Below are 24739 nucleotides of genomic sequence, written 5' to 3'. Positions count from 1 at the left end.
CACGGATGGGTACAGGGCGGTAGAGTTGCTCACCAGAAGGGTGCTCCCTGAATCTGTAGAAAATGTCGTGTGGTAACAACATCTTCCCAGTTCAGGAGCACCTTTCCCCGTTCAGACACCCCCTCGGACCCACCCTCATGAAAGGCCGAGGCTATCGCGCCAAGTGTCACGAGTACGATTCCCACCACTGCGTAGTAGGCCTTCGACTTGTATCCGGAAATTGAGGTCACTCCCAACAACTCGACCAGCTTCATGGCCTACTCCCCCAGAATCACCGACGCGGCAACAGCCGCGTCCGTCCTGCACAGAAGACACCCCTTCATGACACCCCCATGCTGCGCCCGGTGAAGCGCCCGAGATTGGGGTCACAGTACGCCCGCTACTCATTTTGCGCCAGATGTCGAGACCAAGTCGTGGCGCCGATTCCAGGGGATCGAGACCTGAGTCGCGACCGACCGGTCTCCTACCCAACTGCCTTGAGTCTTTGCAGCGCCAAAACTCGAGCCTGCTGTAACCGGTCGACGCGGGCGGTGTTGTCCCGTTCGACGCCACGGTCGCTGGGCCGAGAGTACTCGCGTCCGACCGGCTCATCCGGCGCGCCCCGAAGGTGCGGCGGCACCGCTGTCCTCTTCCGGCGCGGATGTCGGCGATCACGGCCTCGATGCCCAGGTGAGCGGCGTCGGAGTTGGGCGCGTTGGCCAGGTGCACGACGGCCTCGGCTCGCCGCCGGCGTGGTTCAGTTCAGGAGCGCCCTTGCGCGATCCGCAGCACGCCGGTCGGCACCGGCCGGCCCAGTTTCTGGCTCGCCTTGACGTACTCCTGAGCCGCAGCTCGACGGTTGGCCGCGCTCTTGGCGATGAACCGACCGGTTCCGGAAGCGTCGGCCGTGTTCGTGCTCACGTCGGACTTCGGTCCTGACCCGGCGTTCGACGGCTCTTGGCTACGCATGCTTGACCTCACTTCCCTCCTTCTATTCTGCCGGTGTCGGTGGTGCATCGTCCACCGTGGGGATGGCCGTACGCCGGCCCCGAGGATCGAGGATCGAGCACCACGATGAGGGGTCTGCGACAGACGCAGTTGCCCGTCACGGTTTCCTGCCTCGCAGGATCTGGCGCAGCCGGTCGACGCGGGCGGTGATGTCCCGTTCGACGCCGCGGTCGGTGGGCCGGTAGTACTCCCGTCCGACCAGGTCGTCCGGGGCGTACTGCTGGGCGGCGACCCCGTGGGGTGCGTCGTGGCTGTAGACGTAGCCCTTGCCGTGACCATGCTGCTTCGCGCCCGGATAGTGGGCGTCCCGCAGGTGCGGCGGCACCGACTGGCCTCTGCCGGCGCGGATGTCGGCGATCGCGGCGTCGATGCCCAGGTAGGCGGCGTTGGACTTGGGTGCGGTGGCCAGGTGCACGACGGCCTCGGCGAGCACGATCCGCCCCTCCGGCATGCCGATCAACTGAACCGCTTGGGCGGCCGCGACCGCCGTCTGCAGCGCGGTGGGATCGGCCATGCCCACGTCCTCGGACGCGGAGATCACCAGCCGCCGGGCGATGAACCGCGGGTCCTCCCCCGCCTCCACCATCCGGGCCAGATAGTGCAGGGCGGCGTCGACGTCGGAGCCGCGGATGGACTTGATCAGGGCGCTGGCGACGTCGTAGTGCCCGTCCCCGGCCCGGTCGTAACGCACGGACGCCCGGTCCAGGGCCTGTTCGGCGTGGCCGAGGCTGACGGCCACGGTGGCGTCGTCCGCCGGTCGGGTTTCCACGGCCTCGGCGAAGGCGACACCGGCGGCCGCCTCCAACGCGGTCAGCCCGCGCCGGGCGTCCCCGCCGGCGAGGCGCACCAGGTGTGCCAGCGCGTCGTCGTCGACGGTCACGGTGCCGTCCAGGCCGCGGGGGTCCTCGACGGCGCGGCGCAGCAGGCCGGTGATGTCCTCGTCCGTCAGGGGCCGCAGCGTCAGCAGCAGGGAACGGGACAGGAGCGGGGACACGACGGAGAAGGACGGGTTCTCGGTGGTGGCGGCGACCAGGACGACCCACCGGTTCTCGACACCGGGCAGCAGCGCGTCCTGCTGCGCCTTGTTGAACCGGTGGATCTCGTCGAGGAACAGGACCGTGGTGGTGCCGTGCAGGTCCCGGTGCGTCAGGGCGTCGTCCATCACCTTGCGGACGTCCTTCACGCCGGCGGTGATGGCGGAGAGCTCGACGAAGCGGCGGCCGCCGGCGCGGGCGATGACGTGCGCGATGGTCGTCTTGCCGGTACCGGGCGGGCCCCAGAGGATCACCGAGGACGGGCCGGTGGGCCCGGCCTGGTCGCCGGAGAGCACCCGAAGGGGCGAGCCGTCCTTGAGCAGGTGCAGCTGACCGACGATCTCCTCGACGCTGCGCGGGCGCATGCGCACCGCGAGGGGCTGCCGTTCCCGTCCGCGTCGAGGCGCGACGACGCCGTCGTCCGCGCCGAGGTCGTCGTCGTCGGACGCGGCACTGAAGAGATCCTGCACGTCCTTCAGGCTACGTCCCCGCACCGACGGAACCGATCGACGACCCCTCGCCGAGTTAGCTGTCCACTCCCGAAATGGGGGCTCTTAGAGCAGGCGCAGCGGGCGGCAGCAGCTAACTCAGCGGGGACGGCGTCTCCCCCGCACTGTCCCGACGCGTGCCACACTGTCCGGATGCGTGCCGTCCTGCAGCGAGTGAGCCGAGCGTCCGTCACCGTCGAGGGGGCCGTCGTCGGCGCGATCGACCAGCCGGGCCTGCTGGTGCTCCTCGGCGTCACTCACGAGGACACGGAGGCCACGGCCGCGGCGGTGGCGGAGAAGTGCTGGCGGCTGCGGATCCTCGACGGGGAGGTCTCCTGCGCCGACGCCGGTGCGCCGCTGCTGGTCGTCAGCCAGTTCACTCTCTACGGGGACGTGCGGAAGGGCCGCCGCCCGTCCTGGTCCCGGGCCGCCGGCCGCGACCTCAGCGAGCCGCTGTACGAGCGGTTCGTGGCCGAGCTGCGTGAGCGTGGGGCGCACGTCGAGACCGGGGTGTTCGGCGCGATGATGGACGTCGAGTCGGTCAACAGCGGCCCGTTCACCGTCCTGGTCGACAGCGCCGAACTCGCCTGACCCGTTGGCCCCAAGGCGAGCTCGCCAGGTGGGCTCAGGCCGGCTCGACCTTGACGCCCGTGCCGCCCTCGGGTTCGTTCTTCGCCGCCTGCGACGCCGGTTCCGGCTTCGCGTCGACGCCGGCCTCCTTGCGCTGCTCCGGCGTGATGGGTGCGGGCGCCGACGTCAGCGGGTCGTACCCGCCGCCGGTCTTCGGGAACGCGATCACCTCGCGGATCGAGTCGTACCCGGCCAGCAGCGCCACCACCCGGTCCCAGCCGAAGGCGATGCCGCCGTGCGGCGGGGCGCCGAACTTGAAGCCCTCGAGCAGGAAGCCGAACTTCTCCTGCGCCTCGGCCTCGCTCAGGCCCATCACCGCGAAGACGCGCTCCTGCACGTCGCGGCGGTGGATACGGATCGACCCGCCGCCGATCTCGTTGCCGTTGCAGACGATGTCGTACGCGTAGGCAAACGCGGAGCCGGGGTCGGTGTCGAACGTGTCGAGGAACTCGGGCTTCGGGGAGGTGAAGGCGTGGTGGACGGCGGTCCAGGCCCCGTGCCCGACGGCGACGTCACCGGAGGCGACGGCGTCGGCGGCCGGCTCGAACAGCGGGGCGTCGACCACCCACACGAACGCCCAGTCGCCTTCGGCGATCAGCCCGGTGCGGTGGCCGATCTCCACGCGGGCGGCGCCGAGCAGCGCGCGGGAGGTCTTGGCCTCGCCCGCGCCGAAGAAGATGCAGTCCCCGCCGCTGGCACCGACGGCCTCGGCCAGCCCGGCCCGCTCCGAGTCGGTGAGGTTCTTGGCGACCGGGCCGGTCAGCTCGCCGTCGTCCTGCACGAGCACGTACGCCAGGCCCTTCGCACCGCGCTGCTTCGCCCACTCCTGCCAGGCGTCGAGCGTGCGTCGCGGCTGCGAGGCTCCCCCGGGCATGACGACGGCGCCCACGTACGGGGCCTGGAAGACCCGGAACGTGGTGTCCTTGAAGAACTCGGTCAGTTCGGTCAGTTCGAGGCGGAACCGCAGGTCCGGCTTGTCCGTGCCGTACTTCGCCATGGCGTCGGCGTATGTCATCCGGGCGATGGGCCGCGGGATCTCGACGTCGATCAGCCGCCACAACGCCGTCACGATCCGCTCGCCGAGGTCGATGATGTCGTCCTGCTCCACGAAGGACGCCTCGATGTCCAGCTGGGTGAACTCGGGCTGCCGGTCGGCCCGGAAGTCCTCGTCCCGGTAGCAGCGGGCGATCTGGTAGTACTTCTCGATGCCGCCGACCTGCAGCAGCTGCTTGAACAGCTGCGGTGACTGGGGCAGGGCGTACCAGCTGCCGGGCGCGAGCCGGGCCGGCACCAGGAAGTCACGGGCGCCCTCGGGAGTGGACCGGGTCAGGGTCGGCGTCTCGACCTCGGTGAACCCGTCGTCGTGCAGCAGCTCGCGGGCCACGCGGTTGACGTCGGACCGCAGTCGCATCGCGTGCGCCGGGCCGGGCCGGCGCAGGTCGAGGTAACGATGCCGCAGCCGGGCCTCCTCGCCGACCTCCACGTGCTCGTCCACCTGGAACGGCAGCGGGGCCGCGGTGTTGAGCACGACGACGTCGTCGGCCATCAACTCGACCTCCCCGCTGGGCAGGGCGGGGTTCTCGTTGCCCTCGGGGCGGCGCTCGACCACGCCGGTCACCTGCAGCACGAACTCGTTGCGCAGACCGTGGAACACGGCCTCGTCCCGGACGACGACCTGGACGATGCCGCTGGCGTCCCGCAGATCCAGGAACGCGACGCCGCCGTGATCCCGCCGGCGGGCGACCCAGCCGGCGACGGTGACGGTCTGTCCGATCTGCTCGGCCGACAGGGAGCCGGCCTCATGGGTGCGCAGCACAGGGGTCCTTCCGGAGAACGCGGGAAATGTCCGGTCGAGTCTACCGACCGGGAGGTGGATGGGGGGTGGTCAGTCGCCGGGGACGACGCGTGGGTACCGGTCCTCGGCCGGCGGCGTCCAGGTCCGCGGGTCGGCCGGCACCTGATCACCGGAGCGGATGTCCTTGACTTCGTGGCGGGCCTGCCCGCCGTCGTCGATCGAGGTGAACCACACGAACGGGATGCCCCGCCGGTCCGCGTACTTGATCTGCTTGCCGAACTTCGCCGCCGTCGCGGCGACCTCGGTGGGGATGCCGCGGGCCCGCAGCGCGGTGGCGACGTCGTCGGCGGCGGCCCACCCGTCCTCGTCGGCCAGGCTGACCAGCACGGCGGTGGGGACAGGTCGGGTCGCGACCGCGAGCTTCTGCGCCAGCACCCGCGCGAGCAGCCGGGTGACGCCGACGGAGAGCCCGACGCCGGGAAAGCGCCGATCGCCCTTGACCGCGAGGGCGTCGTAGCGGCCGCCGGAACAGATGGAGCCGAGCGACTCGTGCCCGACCAGCACCGTCTCGTACACGGTGCCGGTGTAGTAGTCCAGGCCGCGGGCGATGGACAGGTCGGCCACGACCTTGCCCGGAGCGCGCCGGCTGGCCAGTCCGATCACCTCGGCCAGTTCGTTCAGCCCCTGCTCGAGTAAGGGGTGCTCGACGCCGAGGCCCCGGACCTGCTCGACGAACCCGGTGTCCGGGGTGCGGATCCCCGCGAGCCGCAGGGCGGCACGGGCCTGCTCCTCGGTGGCCCCGGCCTCGGCGCGCAGCTCCGCGACGACCCCGTCCGCCCCGATCTTCTCCAGCTTGTCGACCGACCGCAGCACGGCCATGGGATCGGTCAGGCCGAGCCCCCGGTAGAAGCCCTCGGCGAGCTTGCGGTTGTTGACCCGGATCACGAAGTCACCGATCGGCAGCGCGTCGAGGGCCTCGGCGGCAATCAGGGCCATCTCGACGTCGTACACGAAGGGCAGCTCGCCGTCACCGACGACGTCGATGTCGGCCTGGGTGAACTCGCGCGCCCGACCCTCCTGGGGCCGTTCCCCCCGCCAGCACTTCTGGATCTGGTAGCGCCGGAACGGGAACTGCAGGTACCCGGCGTTCTCCACGACGAACCGGGCGAACGGCACGGTCAGGTCGAAGTGCAGGGCCAGCTGCTGCGGGTCGGTGCGGCCGCCGCGCTCGTCGTCGTCGCCCTGCAGCCGGCTGACGGCGTAGACCTCCTTGTCGATCTCGCCCTTCTGCAGCAGCGAGCCGACGGTCTCCACGGCGCGGGTCTCGAGCGAGCTGAACCCGTGCAGTTCGAAGGTGCGGCGCAGGCTGTCCAGCACGTGCAACTCCACCACCCGTTCGGCCGGAAGCAGTTCCGTGAAGCCGGACAGGGATGCTTGACGAGCCATGGAGCGGCAACACCTTTCGGAGCGACGGGGACGTCGGAACGAGGCCGACGTCGGAAACGGGCGCGGGAACGACGCCGGGCGTGCGGCCGCGACGCGCCTGCCAGTCTATTCCGCGCTCCACGTCCGGTCCCAACCGCGGTCGGACCGTCGCTCTCCGAGGCCGGGCTGCCGCGGTGCAGCGGCCGCCGGTGTGACGCTAGACTCATCCTCCTGAGTCATGTCGCCGGTGCCTCGGCAGCGTTCGCTTGCCCGGGGGCCGGTGAAGATCCGATAAGGAAGTTCCAGCGGTGACACACAGTCAGCAATCCGACGAACGCAGCGTCCGCCCCGACGACCGGTCCGACGTCCCAGATCCCCTGGTCGGCCCGTCCGCCTCCCTGGCCGACGCCCCGACGGGATCGAGCGACGATGGCTCGGCCCCCGCTCAGACGGACACCGACGCCGAGACCACCGAGCTTCCGGACACGGGCCGGCACGAGAACGATCAGCCGGCCACCTTCACCGAGGACACCGACGAGGCCGACCGCGCCGACGACACTGACGTCCCCGCCGCCGCGCCGGAATCACCGGAACGGTCGACCAGCCCGGCCGGGCCCGGTGCACCCGGACCGTCCGCCGACCCGACGGCCGATCCCGAGGAGACCTCCTCCCTGGAGCAACCGAGTGCCGAACCCGGTGGCCCGGTGGATACCGCCGCCGACGGAGCCGGCACCGCACCGCTGCCCGACACCGAGGACCGTCGAGCCGGCGCTTCCGCCGCCACCGGGTCGAGCACATCCGGTCCCGGCACACCCGCGCCGAGCGAGCACGCCACCCCGCGACCGGGCACGCCCGCTCCCCGGCCCGGTGCCCCGAAGCCGGGCCCGAAGCCCGGCCCGCGGCCCGGTCCGCACGCCCCGGCACCGGTCGCGACCGGTCCGCGCCCGGAGACGACGTCGATGCCCGTGATCGCCCCGCCGGCACCGTCCATGACCCCCGAGCAGGCGGCCCGCTGGGGTCGCGTCGACGGGGAGGGGACGGTGTACCTCACGGTGGACGGGCAGGAACAGGTCGCGGGCCAGTATCCCGGCGCGCCCGCCGAGGAGGCGCTCGCCTACTTCGTGCGCAAGTTCGACGAGGTGCGCGGCAAGGTGGAGCTGCTCGAGCAGCGGGTCGCCGCCCATGCACCGAGCGCCGACATGCGCCGCACCATCGACCACGCACGCGAGCAGCTGGCCGAACGGGTGTTGATCGGTGATGTCCGCGATCTCGAGCAGCGTCTCGACGCCCTGGTCGAGAAGGTCGGGGCGCTCGAGGGTGAGGAGAAGAAGGCGCACGAGCAGGCCCGGCAGGAGGCGGTGGCCGCTCGGGAGGCGATCGTGGCCGAGGCCGAGGAACTGGCCGCCGAGGACCCGGCGACCGTGCAGTGGAAGGCCGGCAGCACGCGGATGAACGAGCTGTTCGATGCTTGGAAGGGCGCCCAGAAGAGCGGCGTCCGGTTGCCGCGCAGCGCCGAGGACGGGCTGTGGAAGAGATTCCGGGCGGCCCGCACGACCTTCGACAAGCACCGTCGCGCCTTCTTCTCCCAGCTCGACGACGTCAACGCGACCGCACGACGGGAGAAGGAGAAGCTGATCGCCGAGGCCGAGTCGCTCTCGAGCTCGACCGACTGGGGCGCCACCGCGGGCGAGTACCGCCGGTTGATGGACCGGTGGAAGGCGTCCCCCCGAGCCAGCCGCAAGGACGATGACGCATTGTGGGCCCGATTCCGGGCAGCGCAGGACGCGTTCTTCTCCGCGCGGGCATCGGCCAACGCCGCGGTCGACGCCGAGTTCGGCCAGAACCTCCGCGTGAAGGAGGAACTGCTGCGCGAGGCGCAGGGCCTGCTGCCGATCACCGATCTCACCGCGGCACGGAAGGCGCTGGGCTCCATCCAGGAGCGCTGGGAGGCCGCCGGCAAGGTCCCGCGCGGCGACATGCACCGGATGGAGTCGGGCATCCGAGCCGTCGAGGACGCCATCGCCAAGGCCGATCGCGAGCACTGGCGCCGCACCGACCCGGAGACGAAGGCGCGCACGAACAGCGCCCTGAGCCAGCTCGAGTCGACCATCTCCTCCCTGCAGGACGATCTGACCGCCGCGGAGGCGGCCGGCGACCGGAGCCGGATCGCCCAGGCCCGGCAGGCGCTGGAAGCGCGTCAGCAGTGGATGGAGACGCTGCAACGCTCGGCCCAGGACTTCCGCTGAGCGTCCACGCGCCGACGCCTTCCTGACGGCGGGTCCTGACCGGGGCTCTGTCGGCGGCACCCGCTCTTCCGGCGATTCCCGCCGGCAGCTCCCGCCCTGCGGCGCGACCTGACCCGGGCTCTGGTTCTCCCTCCCCAAGACGTCGGGCCCGCGGTGGTTGTCCACAAGCGGAGCCCGACGTCGGCGGGCCGCTGGTCTGCAGGGGCACACTGGCCGCATGACCACGGTGCCGCTGCTCCGGCCCGGCCGTCCGTTCCGCGCCGAGGAACTGACCATCATGACGCGGGACGGCGTGCTGCGCCGCGTGATCCAGGACGTGTACACGGCGATCGGGATGCCGGAGACCATCGCCCTGCGGGCGCTGGCGCTCGATGCCCTGCTCGACCCGGTGCACCGGCGGCGCGCCCTGGTCTGCCGGGCGACGGCGGCCTGGCTGCACCTGGGTGGCGCCCCGCCGCCGGTGCTCGACCTGCTGGTCGACGCACGCCGGCGGGCGAAAGGGGCAGCAGCGGGGCTGCGGGTGCACGAGACCGTCTGCACGGGGATCGAGGCCGCGGTGATCGCCGGGGTGCTGACGACGACCCTGCCGCAGACCGCGCTGGACCTGGCCCAGCACGGCGGCGCGGAGGATCTGCCGGTGCTGGAGGCGACCGTGCGGGCGATGACCGCCGGGGACCGGGACCGGCTGCGGGAGGCCCTGGCAGCGATGCCTCGCCGTCCGGGCCGCTGCGTGGCCGTCGGGCGCCTCCGGGAACTGCTGTGCTGAGCTGGATGCGCGAGTGAGCGGGATGTTCGAGTGAGCGGCGGACGGACCGGGCGGGATTCACGGCCACACCCGGTCCATGTCGGTCAGCCGACCCGCGTGCCCCCGGTGGTGCGGTGCACGTCGTACACACCGTCGATCTTCTTCACGGCGTTCAGCACGTGGTTGAGATACCGGGGGTCTCCCATCTCGAAGGAGAACCGGCTGATCGCCTGCCGGTTGCTGGAGGTGTGCACCGTGGCGGAGAGGATGTTGACGTGATTCTCGGACAACACCCGAGTCACGTCGGTGAGCAGGCTCTTCCGGTCGAGCGCCTCGACCTGGATCTCGACGAGGAACACGCTGGACTGCGTCGGGGCCCACTCAACCTCCACGAAGCGCTCCTGCTCGGCGCGCATCGGGCCCAGGTTGGCACAGTCGGCCCGGTGCACGGAAACCCCGTGCGCACGGGTGATGAAACCGACCACCGGGTCCGGTGGCACCGGGGTGCAGCAGCGGGCCAACTTCGCCCACACGTCGCCGACACCCTTGACGATGATCCCGGAGTCGGAGAACCGGGGCCGTTCGGGGGCGGCTGCGGACACCGTCTCCGACAGGTCTTCCTCGGCGCCGTCGTGGCCGCCGATCGACTCGACCAGCCAGTCGACCACCCGGCCGGCCGAGACCTGGTTGTCGCCGATCGCCGCGTACAGGGCGGAGATGTCGGCGTGCCGCAATTCGTCGGCGGCCGCGACCAGCAGGTCGTGCGTGATCAGTCGCTGCGGCAGCCGACGCTTCCGCATCGCCTTCGTGAGCTGGTCCTTGCCCTTCTCGATGTTCTCCTCACGCCGTTCCTTGGAGAACCAGGCACGGATCTTGTTCCGGGCCCGCGGCGACTTGACGAAGCTCTGCCAGTCCTGGCTGGGTCCGGCGTTCTCCGCCTTCGAGGTGAAGATCTCCACCCAGTCCCCGTTGGTCAACTCGCTGTTGAGCGGAACGAGTTTACCGTTGACGCGAGCACCGATCGTGCGGTGCCCGACCTCGGTGTGCACCGCGTAGGCGAAGTCGACCGGGGTCGACCCGGCCGGCAGGGACATCACCTCCCCCTTGGGGGTGAAGACGAACACCTCCTTGGCGTTGATCTCGAACCGCAGCGAATCGAGGAACTCGTTCGGGTCCGTCGTCTCCTGCTGCCAGGCGACCAGGGACCGCAACCAGTTCATGTCGAAGGTGTCCCGCCCGCCGGACGCGTCCGTGGCGAGGGTGCGGTCCTTGTACTTCCAGTGCGCCGCGATGCCGTACTCGGCCCGCTTGTGCATCTCGTGGGTGCGGATCTGTATCTCCACCGGCTTGCCGCCGGGCCCGATGACCGTGGTGTGCAACGACTGGTACATGTTGAACTTCGGCATCGCGATGTAGTCCTTGAACCGGCCCGGCAGTGGGCTCCACCGCGCGTGCAGCGCACCGAGGGTGGCGTAGCAGTCCCGGACGGAGTCGACGAGTACCCGAACACCGGTCAGGTCGTAGATGTCGTCGAAGTCGCGGCCCTTCACGATCATCTTCTGGTAGATCGAGTAGTAGTGCTTCGGCCGGCCGCTGATGGACGCGCGGATCCGGACCGACCGCAGGTCCTCGGCGATCTGTGCGCTGACGGCGGCGAGGTTCTTCTCCCGTTCCGGGGTGCGGTCCCCCACCAGCCGGACGATCTCCTCGTACACCTTCGGGTACAGGGCCGCGAAGGACAGGTCCTCGAGTTCCCACTTGATCGTGTTCAGCCCGAGCCGATGCGCCAGCGGCGCGAAGATCTCCAGGGTCTCGCGCGCCTTGCGGGCCGAGGACTCCGCGGAGACGAAGCGCCAGGTCCGGGCGTTGTGCAACCGGTCGGCCAGCTTGATCAGCAGCACGCGGATGTCCTTGGACATCGCCACGATCATCTTCCGCACCGTCTCGGACTGGGCGGAATCCCCGAACGTGACCTTGTCCAGCTTGGTGACACCGTCGACGAGGCGCGCGACCTCCTCGCCGAAGTCCTTGCTCAGCGCCTCGATCGTGTACTCGGTGTCCTCGACCGTGTCGTGCAGCAGCGCGGCGGACAGGGTGGACCCGGTCATCCCCAGTTCGGCGAGGATCGTGGCGACGGCCACCGGGTGCGTGATGTACGGGTCGCCGCTCTTGCGCTTCTGGCCCTGGTGCGCGCGTTCAGCGACGACGAAGGCCCGCTGGATCGTCTCCAGGTCCTCCCGCGGGTTGTTCGCCCGCACCGTGCGCATCAGCGGTTCGAGGATGGGCGAGTAAGCGGGGCCGTTGCCCCGGCCGGTCAGTCGGGCGATCCGGGAGCGGGTCCGCTCCCGCCGTCCCGCGACCGGCGTCGACGACGCAGGGCGGCCCGGACCGGAGATTGCGCCGTCGGCGGCCGGTCCGGACGTGGTTACACCAGTCGCGGCGTCGTCCTGGACGGACGTTGCGGCCGTCCTGTCCCGGGTGTCGGGCGCGGCGGACCGCACGGACACGGACCCCGAGGTCTGGTTCTTCTCGGTCACGGCTGCCACCTCCCTTGACTCGGTCGGCGGACCCGGCTCGTCCGCACCGAGGACACGGGGCGGCCGGTACGTCAGCGGGTGGCCGCCCTCGAGAACGGTTGTGACAGTTTATGCCCTGTCAACGCAAACGTTTACTTGCACGCGATCCCGGCCGCGCCGCCGCGTCGTCAGGAGGTCGCTGTGGCGTCGCGGCGGGTGGCCACCCGCTCCGCCTGGTGCTGCAGATCCGTCTCCCGGGACCGCAGCGTCGCGTACAAGGGGGCGGCGATGAACAGCGTGGTGAGCGTGCCGAGGATGATGCCGATGAACAGGGCCAGCGACAGGTCCTTCAGGGTGCCGGCGCCGAGCAGGAACGCACCGATGAACAGGATCGCCGCGACCGGCAGGATCGCCACCACCGAGGTGTTGATCGACCGGACCAGGGTCTGGTTGACGGCGAGGTTCACCTCCTCGGCGAACGTTCGCCTGGTGTTCGTGGTGATATCGGCCGTGTTCTCGCGGATCTTGTCGAACACGACGACCGTGTCGTACAGCGAGTAGCTGAGCACCGTGAGGAAACCGATCACAGCTGAGGGAGTGACCTCGAAACCGCTGAGCGCGTACAGACCGGCGGTGACGATCATGACGGTGACCAGCCCCCCGAGAGCGGCGAGCGACATCTTCCACGTCCGGAAGTAGAGGGCCATCAGCACGGCGGCGAGCACGACGAACACCACGAGCCCCTGCAGGGCCTGCCGGGTCACGTCCGCGCCCCACGTGGGTCCGACGAAGGTGGACGTCACCTGTCCCTGCGGCACCTGGTAGGCGGTGCGCAGGGCGTCGCGGACCTGGAGGGTCTGGTTGTCGCTGAGCCGTTCGGTCTGCACCCGCATGGTGCCGGGCGCGATGTTGGTGACCGTCGCCCCCTTGCCGGCGGCCACGGAGTTGACCGCGTCCTCCCCGGGCCGGATGTCGGTCTGGGTGGTGCCGGAGACGGTGAACTCCGAGCCGCCGCGGAACTCGATGCCGAGGTTGAAGCCGCCACCCACCGTCGGCACCAGGATCGAGCCGATGATCGCGACGATGGCGAGGAGGAACCAGATCCGGCGCCTGCCGACGAAGTCGAACGAACGTCGACCGCTGTAGAGGTCGTTGCCGAAGCGGGAGAAACTGATCATCACTGGTCCTTCCCGACAGCGGTGCTGCCGGCACGGTTCTGGCCGGCGCCGACACGCTCCGTGGCGGCACGGCGCTCGGCGATCGTCATCCGCCGCTCGGCCTCACGGCCGGCCCCGGCGTTGCGTCCGGTGCGCGCGGTGCTTCCGGTGCGCGCCGTGCTGCCGGCGCCGGCGAGCACCGGCTCGCGGAACCGGCCGGCACCTCGATAGAACGGGACCGCCCCGAGCCGCTCCGGGTCGAGACCCGACCAGCGGTGACCGCCGCCGAAGAACCGGGTCCGGGCCAGCAGCACCATCGTCGGGTGGGTGAACATGAACACGACGATCAGGTCCGCGACCGCGGTCAGGCCGAGCGTGAACGCGAAGCCGCGGACGTTGCCGACGGCGACGAAGTAGAGCACCACGGCGGCCAGCAGGTTGACCGCCTTCGAGGCGAGGACGGTGCGCTTGGCACGTTTCCAGCCGTGGTCGACGGCGGAGACCACCGAACGTCCCTCCCGCAGCTCGTCCCGGATCCGCTCGAAGTAGACGATGAAGGAGTCGGCGGTCTGACCGATGGCCACGATCAGGCCCGCGACACCGGCCAGCGACAGCCGGTAGTTCGCCGTCCAGCCCAGCAGCGCGATGGCGAGCCAGGTGAGTACGCCCGCCACCACCAGGGAGGCGATCGTGACGAAGCCGAGCAGCCGGTACTGGAAGAGCGAGTAGATGCATACCAGCGCCAGCCCGATCAGGCCGGCGATGACGCCCATGGTGAGCTGCTGGCTGCCCAACGTCGCGGAGATCTGCTGTTCGCTCTGGATCTCGAAGCTGATCGGCAGGGCGCCGTACTTGAGCTGCTCGGAGAGCGCCTTCGCCGACTCCTGCGTGAAATTGCCGGTGATCTGCGGCTTGCCGTCGGTGATGACCGCATTTGTCTGGGGAGCGGAGAGCACCCGCCCGTCCAGGACGATGGCGAACTGGTCGCGCGGTGATTGATTCTTCAGGCCGAACAGTCGCTGCGTCACCGCACGGAACTTGTCGGTCCCCGGTCCGTTGAACTGGATGTTCACGGCCCACTTGCCGGTGCTGACGCCCTGGGGGCCCTGTTCCTGACCGAAGCTGGCGGTCTGGATGTCCGATCCGGGAATCTCCACCGGCCCGAGGATGTATTTCGCTTCCCCAGTTGCCTCGCAGGCGACGGTCGGCTTGGCCGGGTCCGACGGCGGCTGTTGCTTCGCGACGGCCGCCGGTCGGCAGTCCTTGGCCTCGTAGGCCCGGTAGACCGCCGGAGTGATCCAGTTCGGGTCGCTCGCGTTGGCAGGCTTCGCCTTCGGCTGCGGCAGGCTCGCGTCCTTCGCCCGGTTCGCACCGGTCACCGGAGCGGCGTCGCCCACCTGCAGGACGGGCCGGAACGTCATGTCGGCCGACGCCTGGATCAGCTGCCGGGTCTGGTCGCTCGGGGTGCCCGGCATGCTGACGACCACGTTGCGGCCCGACTGGGTGCTGATCTGCGCCTCGGCGACACCGGAACCGTCGACGCGTTGCCGGATGATCTCGACCGCCTGGGCGAGTTGTTCCTCGTTGATGTTCGTGCCCGACTGCGTGCGGGGCGCCAGGATCATCTCCGTGCCGCCCTCGAGGTCGAGAGCGAGCTTGGGCGCGGCACTCGCTTGGCCGGCCAGGGCGCCGCCGGTGAGCACCGCGCCGAGCGCGATGAAGAGGACGGCGAGCCAGATGATGGTGCGGCGGGCACCGGACGTGGTCCGATTCCTGCCAGCCCGGTTCTTAGCCATGGGTGGAGGATCTCCTGAGAACACGGCGGCCACCACCAGGACAGGTCCTGGCGGCGGTCACCGGTGCGGGGTCAGCGGTTGTTGTTCTCGTCGCGCTCGTTGAGACGGCGCATCGTCTCCTCGGGGCTCTCGGCACGCGTCCCGGACACGTCCGCACCGGCGTCACCGGCGCCCGGAGCACCGGTCCAGGACCGGTCGTTGCCGGCGGGGGCGTCGAAGCGCTCGTCGACCACGGGCGTGCCGGCCTCCGCACCAGCGACGGTGGCACCGGTCCCGTCCGCGCCGGCCGCACCGGCGGGCTCGGCCGGGTCGAGGATCTTGGTCACGGACTGCAGGTGCACCGTGGCGGTGTTGCCGGGCGAGAGCTCGAGGACCACCTTGTTCTCCGGGGCATCCACGGACAGGACGGTGCCGAACAGGCCGTAGCTGGTCATGACCTGCTGGCCCGGAGCCATCGACGACTTGCGCTGCTGCGCTTCGGCCTGAGCCTTCTTGTTGCGGCGGAACATCGTGAAGATCAAGAAGACCAGCACGACGAGCATGATGAGGAAGAGGGGATCCACGGTCCTGGGTGTCCATTCGTCGAGTGCAGGATCACGCCGTCCAGCGGCGAACGCCCCTGATGGTGGCACGGCTACCTGAACGGGCGCGCAGAGACATCACGGGTCGCTGACCATTCTAGGCCACGCGGCCGCCGATCGCCGGGGCGGCGCGCTGACGTGCGCACACCCGGTCACGGTCACCGTTTCCGCCGCTGGGCCACGCAGCCGCTTCCACCGCGCCTTACCGCAGCCCCGTCAGTCGGCGGTCGGCTCGTCCCCGGCGAAGAGCGGGAGGGTCTCGTCCTCGTCCAGCCGGGCCGACAGGGACGCCGCAGCGTAACCGGCGGGCGGTTCGATGCCCAGGTGCTCGTAGGCGGCGGGCATGGCGATCCGACCGCGCGGCGTGCGGCCGAGCAGTCCCTCCCGCACCAGGTACGGCTCGGCGACGGTCTCGACCGTCTCCGTCTCCTCCCCCACGGCGATGGCGAGGGTGGACAGGCCGACGGGACCGCCGTGGAACTTGCTGACCAGCGCCTGCAGCACCGCCCGGTCGAGCCGGTCCAGGCCGCGGGCGTCGACCTCGTACATGTCCAGGGCGGCGGACGCGGCGCGCGCGTCGATCTGCTCGATGCCGTGCACCAGCGCCCAGTCCCGGACTCGGCGCAGCAGTCGGTTGGCGATGCGCGGGGTACCGCGGGAGCGCTTGGCGATCTCGGCGAACCCGGCAGAGTTGACGGCGAGGTCCATCAGCCCCGCGGACCGGCGGAGCACGAGTTCGAGTTCGTCGACGGCGTAGAACTCCAGGTGCCCGGTGAAGCCGAACCGGTCGCGCAGTGGACCGGGCAGCAGGCCGGCCCGGGTGGTGGCTCCGACGAGCGTGAACGGCGGCAGGTCGAGCGGGATGGCGGTGGCGCCGGCGCCCTTGCCGACGACGATGTCGACCCGGAAGTCCTCCATCGCCATGTAGAGCATCTCCTCGGCGGGCCGGGACATGCGGTGGATCTCGTCGAGGAAGAGCACTTCGCCCTCGCCGAGGGAGGACAGGATGGCGGCCAGGTCGCCGGCGTGCTGGATCGCGGGCCCGGACGTGATCCGCAGCGGGGCGTTCATCTCGGCCGCGATGATCATCGCCAGGGTGGTCTTGCCCAGGCCCGGGGGGCCGGAGAGCAGCACGTGGTCCGCGCTGCGGCCGCGCAGCCGGGAGGCCTGGAGCACGAGGGAGAGCTGCTCCCGCACCCGGCGCTGTCCGACGAAGTCGGCCAGGCTCTTCGGCCGAAGCGCGGCCTCGATCATCCGTTCTTCGGGTTCACCGTCCGCTGAGACCATGCGCACGTCCGCCCCGCCCGGGCCGGTGCCGTCCGGGTCAACCACGGCCCGCTCCGACCGTGGCGTTCCGCGAGGCCCGACCCGTGTCCTGGCCGAGCCAACGCAGGGTCAGGCGAAGGATCTCGGCGACGTTCCCGCGGGCGGCGACGTCGGGCTCGTCCGCGGTGGCGGCGTCGAGCGCGGAAGCCGCGTCCTTCTCGGACCAGCCGAGCCCGGTCAGGGCCTGCAGCACCTGCGGTTGCCACGCCGGAGCGGAAGCCGCGGCCGGGGTCGTGGTCGCGGCGCCGGTGGGCACCAGCTTGTCGGCCAGTTCCAGCACGATCCGGCGAGCACCCTTGGGCCCGATGCCGGGGACCTTGCTGAATGCCTTGTCGTCACCGGAGGTGGCGGCCACGCGGACCGCCTCGGGGTCGTGGACGGCGAGCACGGCCAGCGCCAGACGGGGACCGACGCCGCTGACCCCGAGCAGAGTCTCGAACACCTCGCGGTGCTCCGCATCCGGGAAGCCGAACAGTGTCATCGAGTCCTCGCGCACCACCATGGAGGTCGCGACCGTGGCGCTCTCCCCTACCCGCAAGCTGGCGAGAGTCTGCGGGGTGGCGTGCACGAGCATGCCGAAACCGTTGACGTCGATCACGGCGGAGGTGAGGCCGACGTGGGTCACGGTGCCACGCAGCGAACTGATCACGACGGGTCACTCCTGTCAGGTCGAATCGAGCCGGGCGGGGTCGAGGCATCGAACATATCTACGAACACCCTACGCGAGCCCTCCGACCCCGCGGCGCAACACCACGCCGGGACCGGGCAACCGGTCCCCTACCGGTGCCGGCGGCCGTGACCGGCCTGACGGGCGCTGGCCTCGGCCTGCACCCACAGCAGCTGCGCCGCTGTCAGCGCCCCGGACGGCACCCGCTGACTTGATCGGGCGGCCGCGGCAGCGCCGGACCGGGACGGGGACGCGGCGGCCGAGGCGGCGGCCGCGCTCAGCCCGGAGCGCCAGGCGTGGGTGATCGCCAGGGCGAGAGCGTCGGCGGCGTCGGCGGGGGTGGGCGCCTCGGACAGGCGCAGGATGCGCACCACCATCCGGGCGACGGAGCCCTTGTCCGCCTGGCCGTTCCCGGTCACGGCGGCCTTGACCTCGGTCGGGGTGTGCAGGGCGACGGCGATGCCGCGCCGCGCCGCCGCGGCGATCACGACACCGGACGCCTGCGCGGTGCCCATCACCGTGGAGACGTTGAGCTGGCTGAAAACACGTTCGACGGCGAGCACGTCGGGCTGATGGCGATCCAGCCACTGCTCGACGGCGGCGTCGATGGCGAGCAGCCGCGCGTCCAGCGACTCGGACGCCGCGGTGCCCACCACGCCGACCTCCACGAGGGTGGCACGCCGGTTCGCGGCCACGTCCACGACGCCGAGGCCGCACCGGGTCAGCCCGGGATCGACGCCGAGGACGCGCAGCGTCACGTGCTCAGTCCTCGGCGTCCAGCTCCGCCAGCACAGCGTCGCTGATGTCCGCGTTCGAGTAGACGTTCTGCACGTCGTCGAGTTCCTCGAGGGCGTCGACCAGGCGCAGGAACTTCTTCGCCGCGTCGCCGTCGAGCTCGACGTGCATGGAGGGGACGAACTCGGCCTCGTCGGAGTCGTAGTCGATCGACGCCCCGGTGAGGGCGTCCCGCAGGGCCGGCAGGTCGGTCGGCTCGGCGATCACCTCGAACGAGTCGCCGTCGTCCTTGACCTCCTCGGCACCGGCGTCGAGCACGGCCAGGAGCACGTCGTCCTCGCTCAGTCCGTTCTTCGGTAGCCGGACCACGCCCTTGCGGGTGAACAGGTAGTTGACCGAGCCCTGGTCGGCGACGGTGCCACCGTTGCGGGTGATCGCCACGCGCACCTCGGAGGCGGCGCGGTTCTTGTTGTCGGTCAAGCACTCGACGAGCAGGGCGGAACCCTGCGGGCCGCGTGCCTCGTAGATGATCTCCGCGTAGTCGATGGTCTCGCCGGTCAGGCCCGCGCCACGCTTGATCGCGCGGTCGATGTTGTCGTTGGGCACCGAGCTCTTCTTCGCCTTGGAGACGGCGAGCTCGAGGGCAGGGTTACCCGACGTGTCGGGGCCTCCCATCCGGGCCGCGACCTCGATGTTCTTGATGAACTTGGCGAAGGCCTTCGCCCGGCGGGAGTCGATGACCGCCTTCTTGTGCTTGGTGGTGGCCCATTTGGAGTGTCCGGACATGCCTACGCGTCTCCTCTGATCATCCGGATGAACAGGTCGTGGATCCGCCGCTCGCCGGTCATCTCCGGGTGGAAGGACGTGGCGAGGAGCTTTCCCGACCGCACTGCGACGATTCTACCGGCCGTGTCCTTCACTTCCGGGTCGCCGGCCTCCTCGGGGTGCTGCGCCGGGGCGTTCGACGGGGTGCGGGCGAGCACCTCGACGCCGTCGCCGACGTCCTCGGCGAGCGGGGCGCGGATGAACACGGCCGGCACGTGCCCGACGTCGGTGAAGTCCAGTGTCACCTCGAAGGACTCCCGCTGCCGGCCGAACGCGTTGCGGCGCACGGTCATGTCGATGCCGCCGAAGGTGCGCTGCGGGTCGCCCTGCCGGTCCCGGGCCGGGTCGGCGACGCGGTCGGCGAGCATGATCATGCCCGCGCAGGAGCCGTAGACCGGCAGCCCGCCGGCGATCGCGTCCCGCAGTGGGTCGGCGAGCTCGAACACGCGGGTGAGCCGGTCCATGGTGGTGGACTCCCCGCCGGGAATGACGAGTCCGTCGAGGCCGTCGATCTCTCGGGGCCGGCGGACCAGCACGACGTCGGCGCCGGACGCGTCGAGGATCGCCGCGTGCTCCCGGACGTCGCCCTGGACGGCCAGGACCCCGATGGTGAGTCCGTCGGCGGCGGTGAACGCGGACGGAGCGAATCCGGACGCGGACGAGAGGGAGGGAATCACCCGTCCATGATAGGAGCGGACGGCCCGACCCCCACGCCTCGGCGGCCCCCCGGTTCCAGCGCGCTGACCCGTCAGGCGGTGACGTTCACGACCCGGTAGGCCGACCACGCCGGTCCCGCCGCCTCCAGCGCAGACCGGTCGAGGAAGCACGCGGTTGCCCACACGTCCGCCCAGATCACATCCGGTCCCGCCACGGTGACCGAGGAGGGTAGCGCCGTCGTTCGCAGGTGGGCCTGGTTCCGGCCGCCTGCAGGCTGCCGATGTAGCCGCGGGAGGTCACGGTGGCGCTTGGGCCGCGGTGATCTTCCCGCCCTGCCACGGTGACCTGCACCTGTACGGCCCCCACTGTGGACGGCGTCGCCCGCGTAGGTGCCCGGGACCGTCGAGGAAGCGGCACCGCCAGCAGCATCCCCGGGTAGGTGACGGTGAGGTCGACGATCGTGCCCCACAGGCCCGCGGGGATGCCGGCCGCGTAGCCGAGCGTGATCATGACGACGTGGCGACCATCAGGGTGGCATGTCGCCGGGACCTGTGCGCGTCAGGCAAGGTCGGGCCGGGGCACACCAGTAGCATGGTCAGCTGAGCCACCAGCCGGTGAACCGCTGGTCGTGAAACGGTCGCCCGAGGATGAGGTCTGTATCTATGTGTGGAATCGCCGGTTACTACGGTTTCGGTGAGGACCGAGACCTGCTCGGGGCCATGAGCCAGTGCATCGTGCACCGGGGCCCCGACGGCGAGGGCTACGCGACCGAGGGGCAGGTGGGCCTGGCCCACCGGCGGCTGTCCATCATCGACGTCGCCCACGGCCAGGAGCCGATGTACAGCGCCGACGGTCAGGTGGTGCTCATCTACAACGGCGAGGTCTACAACTACCTGGACCTGCGCGCCGAGCTGGAGGCCCTGGGCCGCACTTTCAGCACCGTCTCGGACACCGAGGTCGTGCTGCAGGCGTACGAACAGTGGGGCGACGACGCGTTCGACCGCTTCAACGGCATGTTCGGCCTGGCGATCCACGACCGCCGGAACCACCGGCTGGTGCTGGCCCGCGACCACTTCGGCATCAAGCCCCTCTACTTCGCCTCGTTCGCCGAGGACGGCGAGAAGAAGCTGCTGTTCGCCTCCGAGATCCGCCCCCTCCTGGCGGCGGAGAAGCTGGAGCGGAAGGTCAATGAGCGGATCCTGTACCGCTACCTGCAGTTCCGGATTCACGACGAGGAGTCCGCCACCTTCTTCGCCGGCATCGACAAGCTGCTGCCGGGGCAGAAGCTGGTCCTGGACACGACGACCGGTGAGCACGAGGTGTCGATGTTCACCCGACTGGAGGAGGAGCTCGCCGAGCTGGCCTCCGTCGAGCGGCCCTACGATGCCGGCGTCGTCGACGAGTACCGGGAGCGGTTCACCGAGGCCGTCCGGCTGCGGTTGCAGTCCGAGGTGCCGGTCGGCACTGCCCTGTCCGGCGGCCTGGACTCCTCCGCCGTCGTCGTCACCATCAACAAGCTGATGCGCCAGAAGGCCGCCGCGACCGACTCCCTCGGCGCGAAGCAGCAGACCTTCTCCGCCGTCTTCCCCAACTCGATCAACGACGAGGAGAAGTACGCCGACGCCGTGCTGGCGAGCGTGCAGGGCAACGTCGACTCCCACAAGATCCTGCCGAAGGCGCACGAGTTCGCCGACGACCTGCTGGACTTCGTACGCACGCAGGAGGAGCCGATCATCTCCTCCGGGCCGTACGCCCAGTACCGGGTGATGCAGAAGGCCTCCGAGACCGTCACCGTGCTGCTGGACGGGCAGGGCGCCGACGAGATGATGGCCGGCTACATCCCCTACTACTTCGCCTACCTGGGGCAACTGCGGAAGAACAAGCAGTGGGACAAGCTGGCCAAGGAGGTGGCCAGCGCCACCGACATCTTCTACCGGCTCGGCCGGTTCCGCCTGCAGTCGAAGCTGACGCTGAAGAAGGACCTGACGATCGGTTCCCTGCTGCGCAAGGAGTGGACCAGCCGGTTCGCCGGCGAGTCGTACCGGGTGATCGGCGACAACTTGAAGCTGCGCCTGATCGACGACCTGTTCCGCAAGTCCCTGCCGTCGGTGCTGCGGTACGAGGACAAGAACACGATGCGTTTCTCCCTCGAGGGGCGCGTGCCGTTCCTGGACAAGGAGGTCGTGAAGTTCCTGTTCTCGCTCTCCGACGAGGCGATCATCAAGGACGGTTGGAACAAGCGGGTCCTGCGGGACGCGACCCGCGGGCTGCTGCCGTCGATGATCAGCGACCGGCGGAACAAGATCGGCTTCACCACCCCGGAGGCGGAGTGGTTCAAGCTGATGAAGGAGCGGATCTACGAGATCTTCCTCTCCTCCTCCTTCGAGTACCGGCCGTACTGGGACCAGGACGCCGTGCTGTACGCGTTCGAGGAGTACCTGCAGGACCGCAACGGTGCCTCGACCATGGTGTTCTGGCGGCTGCTGAACGTGGAGCTGTGGCTGCGCGAGTTCATCGACGGCGAGCCGGCCCCGAAGGCCGGGAAAGCCGACAAGACGGACTACGAGCCGAATCCGGGCAAGCAGCTCGACCTGACCTTGCCCGGCGGGCGGACCTTTCGCCGCTACCCGTTGCGCACGGACGTGTTCTACCGGGAGACGGACTTCGAGCCGACCGTGCTCGGTTACGTGTCCCGGTTCGTCGACGGGCTCGGTGACGCCGGCGAGGATCACGCCACCGCGATCAACAACTCCCCGTGGTACCTGTTCGTCTCCGAGAAGATCGTCGCGATGACGCAGGGCCGGTCCATCCCGGTGTGGGACATCAAGGTCTCCCCCGCCGCCCGGCTGCTGTCGAAGGCCGTGGTCCGCAACCCCGGTGGCATCGGGCTGGCCAGCCCGTGGTCGATGCAGCTGGCCATCGACGAGGTGGGCCTGCCACGCATCCTGTACGCGTCCGCCCGGTCGGTGATCGGCAAGTTCCAGGGCAAGAAGGGCGTCTTCTACGAGGTCGCGGGTGGGAACATCAACGCCATCGACGGCGCCGCCGGGTACCAGGTCGGCACCTCCACCCACTCGGTGAAGCTGGCCCCGAAGGACCCGGACGGCGTCGCGGCCCGGTTGTCGGAACTGGTGCGGCAGACCGTCCCGGCGCAGTACGCGGCGACGTTCGCGGGCACGGCCATCATGGACGCCAACGACCTCGGCGTCGTCTGCCTGGGCAACGGCACGGACCTGGACCAGGCCACCGTCGAGGCGGTCTTCGGCGACAACCCGCAGGGTCAGACGACGGAGCAGACGCCGATGTCGATCGTGGTCGCGCGGTAGGGTCCCGTGCTCGACGCCGGGGACCTGCCGCGCGGCGAGTACGGCCTGCCCGGTCCGCTGCGCGACCGGCTCGTCTCCGCCATCCTGGACGGCTTCAAGACTACGACCACGTCACTGCTCGAGGCCTACCGACGCGAAGATGCTCCACTTCCGGAGGTCGGCGATCTCGAAGCGGTGATCGATTCGTCTGGGCGCGTCGTCTGCATCACGCGCAACACTGACGTGGTTGTCTGTATGAGCGCTTGCCGCTGGGTGGGCACCGCCCCCAATCAAAGGAGTGGTCATGACCACAACCGGATACAGTACAGCTGCCACCGGCCGGATCTGGTGGCAGTCGACCGATCCGGGAACGGAGGCGACCCCGCTGGTCATACTGCACGGCGGCCCCGGTGTTCCAAGCTATTATCTTGAGCCGCTCAACGCGCTGGCCGACGAACGCCGGGTGGTGCTGTACGACCAAGTGGGCGCCGGCCGGTCCGACCACCCGGAAGATCCGGCGGTCTTTAGCGTCGAGACCTTCGTTGAGGACCTCAACTCCTTGGTCGACGACCTCGGGCTCGCGACGTTCCACCTGCTCGGACACTCCTGGGGCGGGATGCTGGCACTCGCCTTCTCAAAGAAGTATGCACAGCGCGTCGCATCACTGGTGCTGGCCAGCCCACTCGTAAACGTCGAGGCCTGGTGTGCGGACGCAGCCGCACTGGTGGCGGGGTTGCCCGCTGCCGACCGGCAGGCGCTGTCCGGGCCGACGGAGGGGCCCGAGTATAAGGCCGCAGAAGCAGAGTTCTATCGACGTCACTTCTGTAACCTCAACCCGTGGCCTGAGCCGCTGCAACACAGCTTCGACGAACTCGGGATGGGCCCGTACCTGACAATGTGGGGACCGAACGAGTTCACTCAGACCGGCAACTTGCGCGGGCGCGACTACACACCGGTCGTACGGTCGCTCGAAATTCCGAACCTGTGGCTCTGCGGCAGCGACGATGAGGCACGGCCGGATACGATCGGCGCCTTCGCGCGAATGAACCCGGAGGGGGAATACCTGGAATTCGCCGGCGGCACGCACTCGGTGCACCTGGAGCAGCCTGACGCTTACATCGCTGCAGTGCGGGGCTTCCTGGCGCGCCACTGACGGCTGCGCAGCAGCGGCGGCGTATTCGGGATCTTTCATCCCGCCATTCCCTACCTCTCGAGAATTCACCGACGAAAGGCACCGCACATGCCGGATGCACAGAATCAGACGACCGAGACGAGTACTGACCGCCTGGAAGAGTTCGGCTACATACAGGAGCTGAGCCGGTCGATGAGCCTGACAGACGTTGTCGTCTACGGGCTGATCTACATGGTTCCGCTGGCGACGCTTCCTGTCTTCGGTATCATCTACAACTTCTCGGGCGGCATGCCGGCGCTGGTGTATCTGGTTGCCGCGCTGGCAATGCTATTCAGCGCGCTGAGTTACAAGGAGATGGCGAAGAAATTCCCGATCGCCGGGTCGGTGTACTCATACGTGCGGATCGGGCTCAACCGGTTCGTCGGGTTTCTGGCGGGTTGGGCGATCCTGCTCGACTATCTCCTGCTGCCCGCGCTCCTGTCGGTATTCGCTGCCGCTGCCATGGTGACGGTGGTGCCCAGCATTCCCGCGTTCGTTTGGAGGCTCATCCCAATCCAGGGTGTAGGCGCGGTCTGAAGCCTCCGGTCTCGAGCAAGCTTCTGGCGATGTAGTTGGTGAGGTTGCGGAACCCGAGCGCGGAGCCGCGGAGGTGCTCGAGGCGGCCATTGATCGCCTCGGTCGGACCGTTGGAT

22 protein-coding genes and 1 pseudogene are annotated in these 24739 nt (G+C 69.8%); 7 read left to right on the top strand and 16 right to left on the bottom strand.

All coding sequences use genetic code 11. From position 1 onward, the window contains the following. Nucleotides 1-29 precede the first annotated feature (29 nt). The 3 genes from BKD30_RS15905 to BKD30_RS08800 all read right to left on the bottom strand — a co-directional run bounded on the left by BKD30_RS15905 (nt 30) and on the right by BKD30_RS08800 (nt 2491). Nucleotides 30-254 carry a hypothetical protein gene (locus tag BKD30_RS15905; protein WP_143588131.1) on the bottom strand — a complete coding sequence of 75 codons (225 nt, stop codon included), beginning with the start codon at nt 252-254 and terminating at the stop codon, nt 30-32. A 487-nt stretch (nt 255-741) separates the two neighbouring features. Next, nucleotides 742-900, bottom strand: coding sequence for a hypothetical protein (locus BKD30_RS16125; RefSeq protein WP_159440561.1), 159 nt, complete (start codon nt 898-900; stop codon nt 742-744). 184 nt (nt 901-1084) lie between these two features. After that, nucleotides 1085-2491 carry a replication-associated recombination protein A gene (locus BKD30_RS08800; RefSeq protein WP_076704057.1) on the bottom strand — a complete coding sequence of 469 codons (1407 nt, stop codon included), beginning with the start codon at nt 2489-2491 and terminating at the stop codon, nt 1085-1087. A 171-nt stretch (nt 2492-2662) separates the two neighbouring features. Between BKD30_RS08800 and dtd the strand changes: the two genes are divergently transcribed. After that, nucleotides 2663-3100, top strand: coding sequence for a D-aminoacyl-tRNA deacylase (dtd, locus tag BKD30_RS08795; RefSeq protein ID WP_076704056.1), 438 nt, complete (start codon nt 2663-2665; stop codon nt 3098-3100). Nucleotides 3101-3134: 34 nt separating this feature from the next. Here dtd and aspS read toward each other — a convergent pair whose 3' ends face one another. Beyond that, nucleotides 3135-4955 (bottom strand): aspartate--tRNA ligase, encoded by a 1821-nt coding sequence (gene aspS, locus BKD30_RS08790; protein ID WP_083956174.1) that lies wholly within the window; start codon nt 4953-4955, stop codon nt 3135-3137. Between the two features lie 69 nt (nt 4956-5024). After that, nucleotides 5025-6380 carry a histidine--tRNA ligase gene (hisS, locus tag BKD30_RS08785; protein WP_076704052.1) on the bottom strand — a complete coding sequence of 452 codons (1356 nt, stop codon included), beginning with the start codon at nt 6378-6380 and terminating at the stop codon, nt 5025-5027. Between the two features lie 287 nt (nt 6381-6667). Here hisS and BKD30_RS08780 point away from each other — a divergent pair, with 287 nt between their 5' ends. Continuing rightward, a complete protein-coding gene (locus BKD30_RS08780) occupies nt 6668-8605 on the top strand; it encodes a DUF349 domain-containing protein (RefSeq protein WP_328586900.1) in 1938 nt (645 codons plus the stop codon). A gap of 217 nt (nt 8606-8822) precedes the next feature. Continuing rightward, complete coding sequence (locus BKD30_RS08775; RefSeq protein WP_076704050.1) at nt 8823-9371, top strand: hypothetical protein; 549 nt, start codon at nt 8823-8825, stop codon at nt 9369-9371. Between the two features lie 83 nt (nt 9372-9454). Here BKD30_RS08775 and BKD30_RS08770 read toward each other — a convergent pair whose 3' ends face one another. From BKD30_RS08770 to BKD30_RS08725, 10 genes are all read right to left on the bottom strand, one after another. Then, nucleotides 9455-11746, bottom strand: a complete 2292-nt coding sequence (locus BKD30_RS08770; RefSeq protein WP_076704062.1) for a RelA/SpoT family protein — start codon at nt 11744-11746, stop codon at nt 9455-9457. A gap of 308 nt (nt 11747-12054) precedes the next feature. After that, on the bottom strand, nt 12055-13044 hold the full coding sequence (gene secF, locus BKD30_RS08765) for a protein translocase subunit SecF (protein ID WP_076704048.1): 990 nt from the start codon (nt 13042-13044) through the stop codon (nt 12055-12057). Beyond that, complete coding sequence (gene secD / locus BKD30_RS08760) at nt 13044-14819, bottom strand: protein translocase subunit SecD (protein ID WP_076704046.1); 1776 nt, start codon at nt 14817-14819, stop codon at nt 13044-13046. The genes secF and secD overlap by 1 nt, the downstream gene beginning before the upstream one ends. 71 nt (nt 14820-14890) lie before the next feature. Further along, entirely contained in the window at nt 14891-15382 is a 492-nt protein-coding gene (gene yajC, locus BKD30_RS08755) for a preprotein translocase subunit YajC (RefSeq protein WP_235861573.1), read from the bottom strand. Between the two features lie 234 nt (nt 15383-15616). After that, nucleotides 15617-16687: a Holliday junction branch migration DNA helicase RuvB gene (gene ruvB / locus BKD30_RS08750; protein WP_083956176.1), complete on the bottom strand. Its 1071-nt coding sequence runs from the start codon at nt 16685-16687 to the stop codon at nt 15617-15619. Nucleotides 16688-16724: 37 nt separating this feature from the next. Next, nucleotides 16725-17375: a Holliday junction branch migration protein RuvA gene (gene ruvA, locus BKD30_RS08745; protein ID WP_076704045.1), complete on the bottom strand. Its 651-nt coding sequence runs from the start codon at nt 17373-17375 to the stop codon at nt 16725-16727. A 128-nt stretch (nt 17376-17503) separates the two neighbouring features. Beyond that, complete coding sequence (gene ruvC, locus BKD30_RS08740) at nt 17504-18151, bottom strand: crossover junction endodeoxyribonuclease RuvC (RefSeq protein ID WP_076704043.1); 648 nt, start codon at nt 18149-18151, stop codon at nt 17504-17506. Between the two features lie 4 nt (nt 18152-18155). Next, nucleotides 18156-18914 carry a YebC/PmpR family DNA-binding transcriptional regulator gene (locus BKD30_RS08735; RefSeq protein WP_076704042.1) on the bottom strand — a complete coding sequence of 253 codons (759 nt, stop codon included), beginning with the start codon at nt 18912-18914 and terminating at the stop codon, nt 18156-18158. 2 nt (nt 18915-18916) lie between these two features. Continuing rightward, nucleotides 18917-19627, bottom strand: coding sequence for a pyridoxal 5'-phosphate synthase glutaminase subunit PdxT (pdxT, locus tag BKD30_RS08730; protein WP_076704059.1), 711 nt, complete (start codon nt 19625-19627; stop codon nt 18917-18919). Nucleotides 19628-19805: 178 nt separating this feature from the next. Then, nucleotides 19806-20120 (bottom strand): hypothetical protein, encoded by a 315-nt coding sequence (locus tag BKD30_RS08725; protein ID WP_076704040.1) that lies wholly within the window; start codon nt 20118-20120, stop codon nt 19806-19808. Between the two features lie 152 nt (nt 20121-20272). Between BKD30_RS08725 and asnB the strand changes: the two genes are divergently transcribed. The 4 genes and pseudogenes from asnB (at nt 20273) to BKD30_RS08705 (ending at nt 24623) form a co-directional block, all read left to right on the top strand. Continuing rightward, on the top strand, nt 20273-22936 hold the full coding sequence (gene asnB / locus BKD30_RS08720) for an asparagine synthase (glutamine-hydrolyzing) (RefSeq protein WP_076704038.1): 2664 nt from the start codon (nt 20273-20275) through the stop codon (nt 22934-22936). 6 nt (nt 22937-22942) lie between these two features. After that, nucleotides 22943-23158, top strand: a pseudogene (locus tag BKD30_RS15605) (ASCH domain-containing protein); the annotation flags it as partial. Nucleotides 23159-23219: 61 nt separating this feature from the next. Continuing rightward, nucleotides 23220-24068 (top strand): proline iminopeptidase-family hydrolase, encoded by an 849-nt coding sequence (locus BKD30_RS08710; protein WP_076704034.1) that lies wholly within the window; start codon nt 23220-23222, stop codon nt 24066-24068. Between the two features lie 87 nt (nt 24069-24155). Then, a complete protein-coding gene (locus BKD30_RS08705; RefSeq protein ID WP_143588129.1) occupies nt 24156-24623 on the top strand; it encodes an amino acid permease in 468 nt (155 codons plus the stop codon). Here BKD30_RS08705 and BKD30_RS08700 read toward each other — a convergent pair. Continuing rightward, on the bottom strand, nt 24592-24739 hold a 148-nt coding region (locus BKD30_RS08700; protein WP_143588098.1), incomplete at its 5' end, for a transposase. The genes BKD30_RS08705 and BKD30_RS08700 overlap by 32 nt on opposite strands.

Origin of the sequence: Tersicoccus phoenicis (genome assembly GCF_001968835.1) — a bacterium.
Classification (GTDB): domain Bacteria; phylum Actinomycetota; class Actinomycetes; order Actinomycetales; family Micrococcaceae; genus Tersicoccus; species Tersicoccus phoenicis.
This window is presented reverse-complemented; position numbering and strand designations above follow the sequence as displayed.